Source organism: Alloyangia pacifica, from assembly GCF_900116195.1.
GTDB lineage: Bacteria > Pseudomonadota > Alphaproteobacteria > Rhodobacterales > Rhodobacteraceae > Salipiger > Salipiger pacificus.
Genome location: NZ_FOZW01000012.1, coordinates 151,014 through 165,485, shown reverse-complemented (window position 1 = coordinate 165,485; position 14,472 = coordinate 151,014). Strand labels below are relative to the sequence as shown.

The 14,472-nt window shown below is 65.6% G+C and carries 13 protein-coding genes; 9 read left to right on the top strand and 4 right to left on the bottom strand.

Translation table 11 applies throughout. From position 1 onward, the window contains the following. Position 1 precedes the first annotated feature (1 nt). From BM397_RS22330 to BM397_RS22300, 7 genes are all read left to right on the top strand, one after another. Entirely contained in the window at positions 2-2,122 is a 2,121-nt protein-coding gene (locus BM397_RS22330) for a chemotaxis protein CheA (protein ID WP_092428674.1), read from the top strand. Beyond that, positions 2,115-2,582 (top strand): chemotaxis protein CheW, encoded by a 468-nt coding sequence (locus tag BM397_RS22325; protein ID WP_092428672.1) that lies wholly within the window; start codon positions 2,115-2,117, stop codon positions 2,580-2,582. Before BM397_RS22330 ends, BM397_RS22325 begins: the two co-directional genes overlap by 8 nt. Beyond that, positions 2,579-3,445 carry a CheR family methyltransferase gene (locus tag BM397_RS22320; protein WP_092428670.1) on the top strand — a complete coding sequence of 289 codons (867 nt, stop codon included), beginning with the start codon at positions 2,579-2,581 and terminating at the stop codon, positions 3,443-3,445. The genes BM397_RS22325 and BM397_RS22320 overlap by 4 nt, the downstream gene beginning before the upstream one ends. A 9-nt stretch (positions 3,446-3,454) precedes the next feature. Continuing rightward, complete coding sequence (locus BM397_RS22315) at positions 3,455-3,841, top strand: response regulator (protein ID WP_092428668.1); 387 nt, start codon at positions 3,455-3,457, stop codon at positions 3,839-3,841. Positions 3,842-3,845: 4 nt separating this feature from the next. After that, positions 3,846-4,196, top strand: coding sequence for a DUF8776 family protein (locus BM397_RS22310; RefSeq protein WP_092428666.1), 351 nt, complete (start codon positions 3,846-3,848; stop codon positions 4,194-4,196). 432 nt (positions 4,197-4,628) lie between these two features. Then, entirely contained in the window at positions 4,629-5,684 is a 1,056-nt protein-coding gene (locus BM397_RS22305; RefSeq protein ID WP_092428664.1) for a CheB methylesterase domain-containing protein, read from the top strand. Then, positions 5,681-6,205, top strand: a complete 525-nt coding sequence (locus BM397_RS22300; RefSeq protein WP_092428662.1) for a chemotaxis protein CheD — start codon at positions 5,681-5,683, stop codon at positions 6,203-6,205. The genes BM397_RS22305 and BM397_RS22300 overlap by 4 nt, the downstream gene beginning before the upstream one ends. Positions 6,206-6,438: 233 nt before the next feature. On the opposite strand, the gene BM397_RS22295 is transcribed toward BM397_RS22300, so the two are convergent. The 4 genes from BM397_RS22295 to BM397_RS22280 form a co-directional block, all read right to left on the bottom strand. Then, positions 6,439-7,161 (bottom strand): proteasome-type protease, encoded by a 723-nt coding sequence (locus BM397_RS22295; RefSeq protein WP_092428660.1) that lies wholly within the window; start codon positions 7,159-7,161, stop codon positions 6,439-6,441. Between the two features lie 139 nt (positions 7,162-7,300). Next, positions 7,301-8,140: a transglutaminase family protein gene (locus BM397_RS22290; RefSeq protein WP_092428658.1), complete on the bottom strand. Its 840-nt coding sequence runs from the start codon at positions 8,138-8,140 to the stop codon at positions 7,301-7,303. Then, on the bottom strand, positions 8,137-9,090 hold the full coding sequence (locus BM397_RS22285) for an alpha-E domain-containing protein (RefSeq protein ID WP_092428657.1): 954 nt from the start codon (positions 9,088-9,090) through the stop codon (positions 8,137-8,139). Before BM397_RS22285 ends, BM397_RS22290 begins: the two co-directional genes overlap by 4 nt. 4 nt (positions 9,091-9,094) lie before the next feature. Beyond that, positions 9,095-10,519, bottom strand: a complete 1,425-nt coding sequence (locus tag BM397_RS22280; RefSeq protein WP_092428656.1) for a circularly permuted type 2 ATP-grasp protein — start codon at positions 10,517-10,519, stop codon at positions 9,095-9,097. Positions 10,520-11,031: 512 nt separating this feature from the next. On the opposite strand from BM397_RS22280, the gene urtA reads away from it, so the two are divergent. Further along, the gene (gene urtA, locus BM397_RS22275; RefSeq protein WP_245696184.1) at positions 11,032-12,279 is read left to right on the top strand and encodes an urea ABC transporter substrate-binding protein; all 1,248 of its coding nucleotides are present in this window, start codon (positions 11,032-11,034) and stop codon (positions 12,277-12,279) included. Between the two features lie 90 nt (positions 12,280-12,369). Beyond that, a complete protein-coding gene (urtB, locus tag BM397_RS22270; RefSeq protein WP_092428654.1) occupies positions 12,370-14,328 on the top strand; it encodes an urea ABC transporter permease subunit UrtB in 1,959 nt (652 codons plus the stop codon). Positions 14,329-14,472 lie beyond the last annotated feature (144 nt).

Genomic DNA, 14,472 nt, shown 5'->3' with positions numbered 1-14,472 from the left:
CATGTCGAGAAATTCGATCCGCGATACGTTTTTCGAAGAGTGCGAAGAATTGCTCGAGGCACTGGTCGAGGGATTGTCCTCGATGGAGCAGGACCCCGATGACATGAACGTCGTCAACGCCGTGTTCCGGGCCGTGCATTCGATCAAGGGCGGCGCCGGCGCCTTCGCGCTCGACCGTCTGGTCAGCTTCGCCCACACCTTCGAGACCGTGATGGACAAGGTCCGCAGCCAGGACCTCAAGGTCACCGAGGAGCTGATGCACCTCTTCCACCGGTCGGGGGACCAGCTTGCCGACCTCGTGGAGGCGGCGCGGGACGAGCGCGAGCCTAACGCCGAGTCCGAGGCCGCGATCCTCAAGGAGCTCGACAGCTACCTCGGCGAGGCAGACAAGGACGACAGCTTCAGCTTCGACGCGGTCACGCTGGACTTCGACGCCGCCCCGGCCGAGGTCGACGCGCCCGAAGACAGCTCCGAAGAAGACGCCGCGCTCCGGCGCTTCCGCATCCATTTCAAACCCAGCGCCGCGCTCTACGCCAACGGCCACGAGCCGCTGCTGCTCTTCGATGCACTCGCCGAACTCGGTGAGTTGCGGGCGGTCGCGGACCTTTCGGAGCTTCCGGAATTCGACGCCTTCGATCCAAATGGCGCGGTAATGTCCTGGACACTCCAGCTCGAGACCTCCGAGCCTGAAACGGTGCTGCACGAGATCTTCGAATTCGTGGAGTCCCTCTGCGAGCTGGACATCCGCGAAGAGGATGGCGCCGCGCCACCAGCGCTCTCGGATGACCCGCCGGACCTGCCGGGGCTTGCGCCTCTAGCCCCGCGCGAAACGGGGAGCCCCTCCGCCGCGGCGGAGGCCGCCGAGGCCCGCAGCGACGCCCGCGGCGGCGAGGCGCGCGGCCCGCGGCCGACGCTGCGCGTTGATCTCGAACGGGTTGACCGCCTGATCAACACGGTAGGCGAGCTGATCATCAACCAGGCGATGATCTCGCAGCGCATCGAAGAGCTGGAGTTGCCCGCGGTGGCCCATCTCACCAACGAGTTGGAGGCCTACAAGCTTCTCGCCCGCGACATCCAGGAAGGGGTCATGGCGATCCGGGCCCAGCCGGTCAAGCCGCTCTTCCAGCGCATGTCGCGCATCGTCCGCGAGGCCGCGGAAGCGACAGGAAAAAAGGCGCGGCTGGTCACCGTCGGCGACTCCACAGAGGTCGACAAGACGGTCATCGAGCGGCTGGCCGACCCGCTGACCCACATGGTGCGCAACGCGGTCGACCACGGCCTGGAAAAGTCCGACGCCCGCGCCGCGGCCGGAAAGGAGGCGATCGGCACCATCCGCCTATCGGCGTCGCACCGCTCGGGCAGCGTCTTCATCGAGATCGCCGACGACGGCGCCGGGCTCAATCGCGCGCGCATCCTCGAGAAGGCAATCGAGAAGGGTCTCGTCCTGCCCGAGGCGGAACTTTCGGAATCCGAAATCGACAACCTGCTGTTCCTGCCCGGCTTCTCGACGGCCAGCGAGGTGTCGAACCTCTCGGGGCGCGGGGTCGGCATGGACGTGGTAAAGAACGCCGTCGCGGCGCTCGGTGGGAGGGTCTCGATCACCTCGACCCCCGGGTCCGGCACCACCTTCACCATCGTGCTGCCGCTGACCCTCGCGGTGATGGACGGCTTCGTCATCTCGGTGGCCGACCAGACCATGGTGATCCCCATCGCCTCGATCATCGAGACCATCCGCCCCGGCCAGCGTGACCTGCACGCGGTGGGGACCAAGGGCATGGTGATCCTCGTTCGCGGCGCCTACGTGCCGGTGGTGGATGTCGCCTTCAACCTCGGCCTCGCCCCAGGGCGAAAGGAAGCCGGCGAGGGCGTGCTGCTGCTGGTCAGCACCGAAAGCCAGGGGCTGACCGCCCTGCGGGTCGAGGCGATCCACGACCAGCGTCAGGTGGTGATCAAGAGCCTCGAAAGCAACTATGTCGCCATTCCCGGCGTCTCGGCCGCGACCATCCTCGGCGACGGCAAGATCGCGCTGATCCTCGATCCCGAGGAAGTGGTCAAGCTGCAACCCGCTGCGCCCTATTTCCCCGCGATAACCCCCCCGAAACTGGAGCTTCACCATGCTTGACGCCAACGAGGGCCCCACCGAGGCGCAGTTCGAGTTCATCACATTCTCGGCTGGCAACCAGAGTTTCTGCCTCGAGATCATGCAGATCCGCGAGATCCGGCGCTGGACACCGGTCACCAAGCTGCCCCACACGCCGGATGACGTGCTCGGCGTTATGAACCTGCGCGGCGCTGTGATCCCGATTTTCGATTTGTCCGCCCGCTTCGGCCTGGGCGAGACGCCGGACAACGAACGCAACGTGGTGATCGTCGCCGCCGCCGGCGGCACGACCATCGGTCTGCTGGTGGAATCCGTTTCCGAGATCCTCTCGGTCGCCAAATCCTCGATCCAGGAAACCCCGGACATGAAGTCCGATGCTGCGCGACAGGCCATAGTAGGCGTGATCTCCGTCGGTGAATCCATGGTGCGCGTCGTCAACCTCGATGCCGTGCTCGACCAGGAGGGGGGAGTAGCCGCATGACCCTGGCCGCTGCCGACGCCCTGCCCGGGGAGTTTGCCTTCACCGACGCGGACTTCGAGGCCTTGGCCCGTCTGGCGCGGAGCGAATTCGGCCTCAGCCTTGCGGTCAGCAAAAAGCCTCTGGTGTATTCCCGTCTTGCCAGGCGGCTGCGGGCACGGGGCCTCGCCTCGTTTCGCGATTACATGGCGCTTCTCGACAGGGACGGCGAAGCGGCGGAGCGGCTCGAACTCGTCTCGGCTCTCACCACCAATGTCACCAGTTTCTTTCGTGAAAAGCACCATTTCGAAACGCTGCGTAGCGCGCTGGTTCCAGAGCTTTCGGGACAAAAGCGCGTGCGCATCTGGTCCGCTGGCTGCTCCTCCGGGCAGGAGGCATTTTCGATTGCCATGACCCTGCTCGACGCGCTGCCGCCCGGCACGCGCGACACGCGCATCCTCGCGACGGACATCGACCCGGCGATTCTGCGCAAGGCAAGGCTCGGGCGCTACCCGGCGGAGGATTGCGAAACGGTCCCCGCCGAATTTCGCGCTCGCTGGCTGCGCCCCGTCCCCGGCGAGGCAGAGATGGTCGAGACCAACCCCGAGCTGAGTGCCATGATCAGTTTCGCCGAGCTCAACCTGATCTGCGACTGGCCGTTCAACGGCCCCTTCGACGCAATCTTCTGCCGCAATGTCGCGATCTACTTCGACCAGGAGACGCAGCAGCGGCTTTGGGACCGTTTCAGCGCGAAGCTGCGCGCCGGCGGGTTTCTCTTCATCGGGCATTCCGAACGCCTGTCCGGCCCCGCCCTGGCAGATTTCACCACGGCAGGCGTGACCACCTATCGCAAACGCGCCACCCCCGGTCCGTCCCGGCCGACCTAGGAGAAAAAGATGAGTTTGAAGGATTCGCTGCGCATCATGGTGGTCGATGACATGGCCACGAGCCGCGGGCTGATCACCCAGGCGCTCGACGAGATCGGGATCAAGAACTACCTGACCGAGAATGACGGCAGCAAGGCATTGACCCGGATGGCAAGCAGCCCGGTGCACCTGGTTCTATCGGATTTCAACATGCCGAACATGGACGGCCTGGCGCTGCTGAAAGCGGTGCGCCAGAACCGCGCCACCCAGAAGATCGGCTTCATCCTGGTGACCGGCAAACCGACGCCGGACATGGTGACACAGGCCAAGCAGCTGGGTCTCAATAACATGATCAAGAAGCCCTTCACTTCTCTCGCAATGAAACAATGCATCGAAAGCGTCGTCGGAAAGCTCTGAGCCCATGACTGTCCCGATCACCGCCAATGAAGCGACCTGGCTGCTGTCCCGCGAGATACGGCACCTGCAAGAGAGGTTGGAGCGACTCGAACATGGCATGGAGCACATCTATTCCGGCAACGCGGATTCGCGTCTCGGCTCGGTGGCGATCTCCGCCTTCCAGGAACTCGACATGCTGGCGCAATCGACCGATGCGCTTGCTGGCTACGTCGAGCGGCTGGCTCGGCTCCTGGACGGCGAAGCTGCCCTGGATCTGCGCGATGCGCTGGCGGTAATCCCCTTGCGCGACCTTCGCCATCGGCTTGGCGGGGCACGGGGCGACCCGCTCGAGCCAAATGCACCAGAACTGTTCTGACCGGGGGCGGTCGCGGAGCGTTGGTGGGGTATGCAACGTCTCTCGCCCGGGCATCGCAGCCGCGATCCCTTGCGATCCCAGAGAGGGCCGTCGCGGTTCGACATGGGCGAGCCAAAAGCGTCCGATGGCGGGGGCAGAGCGTGACTCGGCTTGTCGTGACTACGCCCGCGCGAAAGCGCGGAACTTCAGCGGCGCGGCTCGGTCGCATCGCAGGGCACGCACCGGCCCCGAGCGGCCGGCGCAACGATCCGGACCGACGTCCTGTCCCGGAAAACGGACGCGGCGGCCTTGGCGCTCTGCGCGAGTTGGCCGACCCGGGGCGGCCTGGGCGGATCAAGAGTTCTGGCGCGGACCCGAGACCGGAGCCCAGGCTGAATGGAAACCCGTAGCTGGCCCGGCATTCGGCGCCACAGGCCTCGAAGGAAAAGACCGATGTCGAAGATATCCCTGATCCTGGCCCATCCGGATCTTAGCCTGCGACGGCAGCTGGCCGCGGGGCTGCGGGGCTCCGCCTTCATCGAGTTGACCGCCGAGACCCATGATCTCATGACCACCTACACCGCGGTCGAAGAGCTGGAGCCGATGGCGGTGCTGATCGCCGAGAGGCTCGCCATGCTGCCTGAGTTCGAGGTCATGCGTGCGCTCTTCGCCGCGCTGGACGTGCGCTGGCTGGTGATCAAGACCCGCAGCATCACGGGGGCCGGCCTGCCCGCGAGTCCCTGGGACAAGCGCTCGGACCTCTTCGCCATCGATCCGGAGATCCCGCCCGAGGACCTGGTCGCCACCCTGCGCTCGTTGACCCGAACCGCACGACGGCGGGGCCTGCAACCGGAGCCGCCAGCGCGGGGGCCAAGCGGCCCGGCAGACAACCGCAGCAATCGTTTCATCCTGCTCGGTGCCTCGACAGGCGGCGTCGATGCGCTGCTCACCGTGCTCTCGTCCTTCCCGGCCAATTGCCCGCCCACCTTTATCGTCCAGCATACGGGCGGCGGCTTTGGAGAGAGCCTGACGCGGCTGCTCGATCGGCAATGCGCGGCGCAAGTCCGCCCCGCCCGTGACGGCGAGCGGGTGGCGGATGGCCAGATCGTCGTGGCCGCCGGGAACCGCGCGCATCTGCACCTGGCGGGGGGCGCGCCAATGAAGATCGCGCTTCGAAGCGGCGAGCCGATCTCGGGCCACATGCCGTCCGTCGACGCGCTTTTCACCTCGGCCCTGCCCGGCGCGCCCCGCGCGGTCGCGGCCCTGCTGACCGGCATGGGGCGCGACGGCGCGCAGGGACTCAAGGCGCTGCGTGACGCCGGAGCCACGACCTTCGCCCAGGACGAGGACACCTGCATTGTCTACGGCATGCCCCGGGCCGCCCGCGATCTCGGTGCGGTGCAAACCAGCCTGCCGCTCCCACAGATCGGCCCCGCCCTCCTGAACGCCTGCGCGTCTCCAGCGCCGGCGCCTGCCCCGGCGGCAAATGGAAGGATCCCCGCAAGATGACCGATGGCGCAGAAAAGCTGGTGAACGTGATCCAGGGCGAATACCGGATCTCCGTGTCTCGCGTTGAGGTACTGTCCACCGTGCTCGGCTCCTGCGTGGCGGTCTGCCTGACCGATGTCGAGGCCGGGGTCGGCGGGATGAACCACTTCCTGCTGCCGCAACGCGCCGGCAAGGAGGGTGAGAACGTGCGCTATGGCGCCTATTCGATGGAGCTGCTGATCAACGGGCTGCTGAAAAGCGGCGCGCGCAAGAACCGGCTGGTTGCCAAGCTTTTCGGCGGGGCCAATATGCTCAGCCAGCTGCGCGACATCGGCGGCTCAAATGTCACCTTTGCCAAGGAATTCCTACAGAACGAGGCGATCCCGCTCGCCTCGGAAAGCACCGGCGGCACCTCGGCGCGACGCATCCGCTTCTGGCCTGCGGATGGACGGGTGCGGCAGTTCATCGTGCCCGGAGAGATCGAGGCCGTGGCGCCCATAAAGCCTCCGAAACCGCCGACGTCCGAGATCACGCTGTTCTGAGGGCGCCGGTTGCGGGGCCAAGCAGGCGGGCATGCCATCTTCGAAGACCCATCGCCTTTCACAGCCCGACGAATGAGGCCCCGGGATGCAGGAAACTCCAGAAGACAACGGGCAAAGCGAAAGCGCACCTTGCGCCGACAGGCGCCATGCCTACTGCGTGTCTTGGGGCAGATCTTGGGGACAGACGGAGCGCCCGGCGCGCCTGTGTTCTCAGGCGTCAGCTGCGCCGGATTTCAGATCGGGTCGATCTCGGCAAAGGCGTTGCGCAGCGCCTCGGACCAGTCGTGGCTCATCTTCTGGAAGGCCTCATCCGTCGGCTCGATGCGCCGCCGCCGGGTGACTGCCAGCGCGTCACGCTCGATCACCGCAAAATCGAGCGGCATGCCGACGCTGAGATTCGAACGCAGGGTCGAATCCATCGACAGGAGAACCGCCTTCTCGGCATCCGCCAGCGTGGTCTCGGCCGCGATCACCCGGTCGAGGATCGGCTTGCCGTACTTGTGCTCACCGATCTGCAGGAAGGGCGTGTCGGGGGTGGCCTCGATGAAATTGCCCTCGGGGTAGACGAGGAACATGCGCATCGGCCCGCCCTTGCGCTGGCCCGCGACGATCATCGAGGCGGTGGCGCTCTGATTCATCCGCTCCATCTTGCCCGACACCTCGGAGGTGACATCGGACAGAGTGGCGCCGACGATCTCGGCGACCTGCAGCATGCCCGGCGCGCGCAGGATCGAGCGGGGCGAGTCGGCATCCTCGTTGGCCTCGGTCAGCCGCGCGATCACCGTCTGGGTGATCGACAGCGAGCCCGCGGTCATGATGCCGATGGCGCGGTCACCCGGTTGTTCGAAAAGGAACATCTTGCGATAGGTCGCAATATTGTCGAGCCCGGCATTGGTGCGCGTGTCGGACAGCAGAACAACGCCCGCATCCAGCAGCAATCCCACGCAATAGGTCATCTGTCCCCGAGTCCTTCCGATAGGCAACGCACCGATATACCGCCGCGCCACCGCCCCGGCAATCCTGCTCGAAGGGATAGGGTTACGGCTTGGTGAGCGGCGGCTCATTTCCGGGCGGCCCCTCCTCCGCCCGATCCGTTCACTGCTGCTGTTGTTGCCCGGATTGGACGGCGTTCACCATGACCTCGACCTCGAGGTGTTCTTCCGGCGTCGCGCCCTGCACCAGCCCGCGGATCGGTGCGGCGTCGAGCGCGTCATAGCCCGATCCGAGCCGAACGTAGCGCTCGTCGGGGCAGCATTTGTTCGCCGCGTCGAAGCCCACCCAGCCAAGCTCGGGCACCCAGATCTCGGCCCAGGCGTGGCTGGCCTCATGCGGCGAGCCATCTTCGCTGGCCTGCAGGTAGCCGGTGACATAGCGCGCCGGCATCTCGGCCACATGGGCGATGGAGATCAGCGCATGGGCGTGGTCCTGGCACACGCCGACCCCGCCCGAGAGCGCCTCCGCGGCGGTGGTGTGCGGCTTGGTCTCGCCGGGCTTGTAGGCGATCGCCTCCGAGACGGCACGGCTGAGCGCATGGGCGCGGTCGAGCGCGCTGGCCTCCTCCATGCCCTTGAGCGCCACCGCCGAGAGCGCCTTCAGCTCGGCATCGGCCTCGACCTGCCGGGTCGGCCGCAGATAGGCCGAGGCCGGGACGCGCTCGCGGTGGTCGCGCAACACGCCGTAGAGGTCCGAGGTCTCGACCTCGCCCGCCACCTCGACGGTCAGTTCGGTCAGCGGGCCTCGCCAGGTGGCGAGGCGGATCATGTCGCCGGCACCGTCGACGAATTCCGCCCCGGTCTGGCCGCCGTGCGAGGTTACCTCCCACGACAGGATGCGCTGGTTGGCGCATTCGGCCGGCCAGAGCTTCTGGGATTGCACGATGCCGCGCACCGGCTCGTCGAACCGGTAGCGGGTGATATGTCGGATCGAAAGTCTCATGCCGGCAGTCCGCTCAGGTAGACCTCTTGCACCGTGGTCGCGACCTCGGCGTTGCGCGACATGAATCGCGCGAGGAATTCGTGCAGCCCCTCCTCGAAAATGTCCTCGACGGTCGCCGCACGCAGATCGTCGAGCAACTTGTGCGCCACCTCCTGCGCCGCCGTTGCAGTCTGGTAGCTCTCGGCGAGATTGTCGAGATGTTCGCAATACCATTGCGCGCAGGCGCGCAGCGAGCGCGGGAAGCGGCGGTTGAGGATCAGCAGATGCGCGATCTTGGCGGCGGTGATCTCGCCCTGGTAGCTCCAGTTGAAGGCCCTCTGCGCGGTCATCGACTGCAGCAGAAGGGCCCATTGGCTCTGGTCGAGCCCCGAGCCGACATAGTTCACCGAGGGCAGCAGCACGTAGTATTTCACGTCGATCAGCCGCGCGGTGTTGTCGGCGCGCTCCACGGTGGTTCCGATGCCCATGAAGTCGTATCCGTCGTTGCGCAGCTGGGTCGACATGATGGCACCGCGGATCAGCTGGCAGGAGCGCAGCGTCCATTCGCACAAATCGGTCACCATCAGCTTGCTGCGCTCGGTGCGGTGGAGCTGCTGAAGCTCCTGGAACGAGGTGTTGATCGCGTCCCAGGCCGGGGCGGTCAGCGCCGTGCGCACCACGCGCGCGTTCTCCCGCGCCGCCGACAGGCACGAATAGACCGACGACGGGTTGTCCGAGTCGAAGAACAGCCAGGTCTCGATATTGCGCTGGTTGGTGTCCTTGTATTTCTCGATGAAGGGTTCGAGCGTGCCCTTTGCCTGGAGCACGGCCTCCCAGTCGTTGCGGTAGCCGCCTGTGGCATTGGGCAGCAGCGCGTTGCGGGCGCCGACCTCGAGCAGGCGGGCGGTGGTTTCGGTGCGCTCGATGTAGCGCGCCATCCAGTAAAGGTGTTCTGCAGTCCGGCTCAGCATGTCGTCACTCCGCCAATACCCAGGTGTCCTTGACCCCGCCGCCCTGCGACGAGTTCACCACGAGCGACCCCTCGGTCAGCGCCACGCGGGTTAGCCCGCCCGGCACCAACTCGATGGTTTCCCCCACGAGGCAATAGGGTCGCAAATCGACGTGGCGTGGCGCGATCCCCTCCTCGACAAATGTGGGACAGGCCGAGAGCGCCAGCGTCGGCTGGGCGATGTAGTTGTCGGGGTTCTTGCGGATCTTCGCGGCAAAAGACTCGATGGTCGACTTGTCGGACTTGGGCCCCACGAGCATGCCGTAGCCGCCCGAGCCGTGCACTTCCTTGACCACGAGCTCCGAGAGGTTCTCCAGCACGTACTTGCAGTCGTCCTGTTTCGCGCATTGCCAGGTGGGCACGTTCTCGAGGATCGGCTCCTCGCCGAGGTAGAAGCGGATCATCTCGGGCACGAAGGTGTAGATCGCCTTGTCGTCGGCGACGCCCGCGCCGGGAGCCGAGCAGATGGTCACCCCGCCCGAGCGGTAGACGCTCATCAGGCCAGGCACGCCCAGCATCGAATCCGGCCGGAAGCACAGCGGGTCGATGAAGGCGTCGTCGATCCGTCGGTAGATCACGTCGACCTTCTTGGGACCCTCGGTGGTCTTCATCCAGACGAAATCACCCTCGACGAAGAGGTCCTGCCCCTCGACCAGCTCCACGCCCATCAGGTCGGCAAGGAAGCTGTGTTCGTAGTAGGCCGAGTTGAAATGGCCCGGCGTGAGGATGACGATGTTCGGCTCGCCCTGGCATTTCTGCGGCGCCACAGACGCGAGGGTCTTCTTCAGCAGGCCGGCGTAGCCATCGACGGGGCGGATGCGGCTTTCCATGAAGAGCTGCGGGAACATGCGCATCATAATCTCGCGGTTCTGCAGCATGTAGCTGACACCCGAGGGCGTGCGGCAGTTGTCTTCCAGCACGTAGAACTGGTCGGGTCCGGTGCGCACCAGGTCGACCCCGACGATATGGCTGAACACACCGCGCGGCGGGCGGAAGCCGATGGCGGCCTTTTCGAAGGCCTCGTTGTTGGTGACCAGATGCTCGGGGATCTTGCCGGCACGGATGATCTCCCGGCGGTCGTAGACATCGGCGAGGAAGGCGTTCAGCGCCGCCGCCCGCTGCCGCACGCCGCGATCGAGCTTGCGCCACTCCTCGGCGGTCATCACCCGCGGGAACATGTCGAAGGGAATGAGCCGCTCCGGATCGCCGCCCTCGCCGTAGACCGCGAAGGTGATGCCGACCCTTCGGAACAGCGCCTCCGCCTCACTCTGCTTGAGGCTTCGCAGTTCCGCCGGCATCGACCGGTACCATTTCTCGAGGTTTTGATAGGGCGGGCGAACCTGCTCGCCGTTCAACATCTCATTGAAAATCGCTGGCTTCGTGGCGCTCATGATAATCCCTTTGCTCTGAGGCTCACGTTCTCTGTTTCGCAGGCGGAGGGAAAGCCCCCCGCGCAGAAAAACGCTCCACGCCCCGATTTCGCTGCCCAAAAAACCGGCAACTCAGCCGTCACGAATCTGATCTCCTAAGCATTCAACTGAGTTTAGCCCGACAAGGGCCTCATTCTTCATATTTTTTGACTAAATGTTGAGCGATTACGCCGTGTGATGCCCGCCAAATAAGCACACCATCCCGGCGCAAGGCTCCGATACGGAAAGCACGTGGCGGGTCGTCCCGCCTCCGTTATCCGAAGAGAGCGCCGCGTGTCGGTGCGTCAACGGGGAGCCTAGGCGGACCAAGCTCAACAGGGCAGCCGCCTGTGGCACAACGATAATCGAAGCGGAGGAGGTCCCGCCCAGATCGCCGGCCGGAAGAGCCGCGCTGCGCGGAGCGAAGACCCCGCTCTCTAGGGATGTTGAACATGATCAAAGCAATGAAATTTTCCACCGTGGCCGCGCTGGCCATGATTTCCGCGGGTGCGGTTTCGGCGCAATCCGCTGACTGCCCGATCAAGGTGGGCGTGCTGCACTCGCTCTCCGGCACCATGGCAATTTCCGAGACCACCTTGAAAGACACCATGCTGATGCTCATCGAGAAGCAGAACGCCGCTGGTGGGCTTCTGGGCTGCCAGCTCGAAGCTGTGGTGAAGGACCCGGCCTCCGACTGGCCGCTGTTTGCGGAAAAGGCCCGCGAGCTGATCTCCAACGACGAGGTCGACGTGATCTTCGGCTCCTGGACATCCGCCTCGCGCAAGGCCGTACTGCCGGTCATCGAAGAGCTGAACGCGCTCTACTTCTACCCGGTGCAGTATGAAGGCGAGGAAAGCTCGAAGAACGTCTTCTACACCGGCGCCGCGCCGAACCAGCAGGCGATCCCGGCCACCGATTACTTCCTCGACGAGCTTGGCGTCGAGAAATTCGCCCTGCTCGGCACCGACTACGTCTACCCGCGCACCACGAACCGCATCCTCGAGGCCTATCTCAAGGACAAGGGCATCGCCGAGGAAGACATCTTCATCAACTACACCCCCTTCGGCCATTCCGACTGGTCGACCATCGTCTCCGACGTGGTCGCGCTCGGTGCCGACGGCAAGCAGGTCGGCGTGATCTCGACGATCAACGGCGATGCCAACATCGGCTTCTACAAGGAACTGGCGGCACAGGGCGTCTCGGCCGACGACATCCCCGTGGTGGCCTTCTCCGTGGGTGAAGAAGAGCTTTCCGGCCTCGACACCTCGAACCTCGTGGGCCACCTCGCGGCCTGGAACTACTTCATGACCGCCGACACCCCCGAGAACGCCGAGTTCATCAAGGAATGGCATGCCTTCATCGGCGATGAAGCCCGCGTTACCAACGACCCGATGGAAGCCCACTACATCGGCTTCAACATGTGGGTGAACGCGGTGACCGCCGCCGAGACCACCGATGTCGACGCCGTGCGCGAAGCCATGTGGGGCCAGGAGTACCCGAACCTGACCGGCGGCACCGCCGTGATGGGCGTGAACCACCACCTGTCCAAGCCGGTGCTGATCGGCGAGATCCGCGCCGACGGCCAGTTCGACATCATCTCGGAAACCGATCCGGTTCCGGGCGATGCCTGGACCGACTTCCTGCCGGACTCGGCCGTCCTGAAGTCCGACTGGAAGGACCTCGAGTGCGGCATGTACAACACCGAGACCGAGAGCTGCGTGCAGATCCAGTCCAACTACTGATCTGACCCACCCTCCGGCGGGCGCGTGCATCAGCCGCGCGCCCGCCGCCCCATCGTTCCGATTTCCGAACTCTGTTCCCGGGGGCCGCCCATGCCGCGCGCGCTACTCTCCGCCCTTGCGCTCCTGCTTTGCCTGACACTCGCGCCGCTCGCAGCCGTTGCGCAGGACACGGGCCTCAAGGCGATCCTCCAGCAATATGCGGACGAGGTGGCCAAGCCCGGACGCCAGACCGTGGACACGCTGATAGAGGCGCTCGTCACCTCCGGCGATCCCGCCGTACCCGCCTTCCTGCAGAACTGGGCCGACCGCGAGGTCTACCAGCGCACCTCCGACGGGCAGTTCTTCTACGCCAAGAAGGATGGCGGCGACTACGCGCTGACCGACATCGTCACCGGAGACCCCGCAGGCACCGCCCCCGGTGCCGAGATCGACCAGATTCGCCCCAACGGCGGTGTGCGCCGGGTGATCGGCACCGCGCTGGTGCAGTTCCAGCTGTCCGATCCGAACATCAACAACCGCATCGCCGCGCTCGACGCCATCGCCCGCAGCCCCTCGGCAGACCAGATAGAGCCGCTGCGCGCCTCGATCGAGACCGAGGAAGACCCCGGCGTTCTGGCCCGCAAGAAGCGCCTCGACGGCATGCTCACCGCCAGCTTCGGCGCCACGCCCGAGGTGCGTATCGCCGCCATCGAGGCCCTGTCCTCCGAGCTCAGCGTCGACGTGCGCGCGGTCCTCAACCAGATCCTCACCACCCGCTCCGGTGTTGCCGAAACCCTGCCCGAGGGCGCCAACATCGCCCGCGAGCTGACCCCCGGCAAGGAGCTGACCGAGACCGAGGCCTATGCCCGCCTGGTCAGCGCCGAGCTCGCCCAGCCGGTGCAGAGCCGCGAGCAGATTAAGGCCGCGCTCACCGCCAACCTCGTGGATGGTGCCGTCGGCGGCGTGCCGCTCGGCCAGCTCGTCTCGGAAGCGGGCCGCGACCGCGCCTATGCCGCCCTCGCCGCCGAAGGTCTCGTGCCCGCCCGCGTCACCGAGGACGACCGCGCCGCCGCCCTCGCCTCCCATGTCTTTTACGAGGAATACACCGAGCCCGATGCCGCGATCACCGGAGCCGCCGAAGCGGCGCTCGGCTCGGTGCGCACCCGCGTCGGCCTTTGGCAGGCGGTGGACTTCGGGCTCGACTCGCTGTCGCTGGCCTCGATCTACTTCCTCGCCGCCATCGGCCTTGCCATCACCTTCGGCGTCATGGGGGTGATCAACATGGCGCATGGCGAGTTCATCATGATGGGCGCCTATACCGGCTACGTGGTGCAACAGATCATCCCCGATTACACGCTGTCGCTGATCGTCGCCCTGCCGCTGGCCTTCGCGATCACCTTCGCCGCCGGCGTTGCCATGGAGCGGCTGGTGATCCGCTGGCTCTACCACCGCCCGCTGGAAACATTGCTCGCCACCTTCGGCATCTCGATCGCGCTGCAGCAGCTGGCGAAGAACATCTTCGGCACCCAGGCCCGCCCGCTGACCTCGCCGCATTGGCTCGACGGTGCCTGGATCATCAACGACGTCGCCGGCATCGCCAATATCCGCATCGCGATCTTCGTGCTGGCGCTGGTCTTCCTGTGCCTGATCCTCTTCATCCTCAATAAGACCCGCATCGGCCTCGAGGTCCGCGCCGTCACCCAGAACCCCGGCATGGCCGCCTCGATGGGCATCAACCCCGACAAGATCAACATGCTGACCTTCGGACTCGGCTCGGGCATCGCGGGCATCGCTGGCATCGCCATCGGCCTCTACGCGCAGGTCACCTCCGAGATGGGCGCCAACTACATCGTGCAGAGCTTCATGACCGTGGTCGTCGGCGGTGTCGGCAACGTCTGGGGAACCCTCGCGGGCGCCGCGCTGATCGGCATCCTGCAGAAGGGCATCGAGTGGATGAACCCCAGCAACACGCTGGCGGCGCAGACCTACATGATCCTCTTCATCATCCTGTTCATCCAGTTCCGACCCAAGGGCATTGTCGCCCTCAAGGGCCGCGCGGCAGGAGATTGACCATGACCCTGATGACCAGCCGTGCCCGCATCGCTGCGCTCGCGGACGCCTCCGGCGGGAGTATTTTCGGAAAGATGAAATCCGCGCCGCCCCCTGCACGTCCACATGTTGCAAATATCCCGGGGGAGAGCCGCGCAGCGGCTC

Excerpts from the sequence above, each read along its gene's own strand:
- BM397_RS22305 (WP_092428664.1), top strand. The coding sequence starts at position 4,629 with ATGTCGAAGATATCCCTGATCCTGGCCCATCCGGATCTTAGCCTGCGA.
- BM397_RS22315 (WP_092428668.1), top strand. The coding sequence starts at position 3,455 with ATGAGTTTGAAGGATTCGCTGCGCATCATGGTGGTCGATGACATGGCC.
- BM397_RS22285 (WP_092428657.1), bottom strand. The coding sequence starts at position 9,090 with ATGCTGAGCCGGACTGCAGAACACCTTTACTGGATGGCGCGCTACATC.
- BM397_RS22295 (WP_092428660.1), bottom strand. The coding sequence starts at position 7,161 with ATGACCTATTGCGTGGGATTGCTGCTGGATGCGGGCGTTGTTCTGCTG.
- urtA (WP_245696184.1), top strand. The coding sequence starts at position 11,032 with ATGATTTCCGCGGGTGCGGTTTCGGCGCAATCCGCTGACTGCCCGATC.
- BM397_RS22320 (WP_092428670.1), top strand. The coding sequence starts at position 2,579 with ATGACCCTGGCCGCTGCCGACGCCCTGCCCGGGGAGTTTGCCTTCACC.
- BM397_RS22280 (WP_092428656.1), bottom strand. The coding sequence starts at position 10,519 with ATGAGCGCCACGAAGCCAGCGATTTTCAATGAGATGTTGAACGGCGAG.
- BM397_RS22290 (WP_092428658.1), bottom strand. The coding sequence starts at position 8,140 with ATGAGACTTTCGATCCGACATATCACCCGCTACCGGTTCGACGAGCCG.
- BM397_RS22330 (WP_092428674.1), top strand. The coding sequence starts at position 2 with ATGTCGAGAAATTCGATCCGCGATACGTTTTTCGAAGAGTGCGAAGAA.
- urtB (WP_092428654.1), top strand. The coding sequence starts at position 12,370 with ATGCCGCGCGCGCTACTCTCCGCCCTTGCGCTCCTGCTTTGCCTGACA.
- BM397_RS22310 (WP_092428666.1), top strand. The coding sequence starts at position 3,846 with ATGACTGTCCCGATCACCGCCAATGAAGCGACCTGGCTGCTGTCCCGC.
- BM397_RS22300 (WP_092428662.1), top strand. The coding sequence starts at position 5,681 with ATGACCGATGGCGCAGAAAAGCTGGTGAACGTGATCCAGGGCGAATAC.
- BM397_RS22325 (WP_092428672.1), top strand. The coding sequence starts at position 2,115 with ATGCTTGACGCCAACGAGGGCCCCACCGAGGCGCAGTTCGAGTTCATC.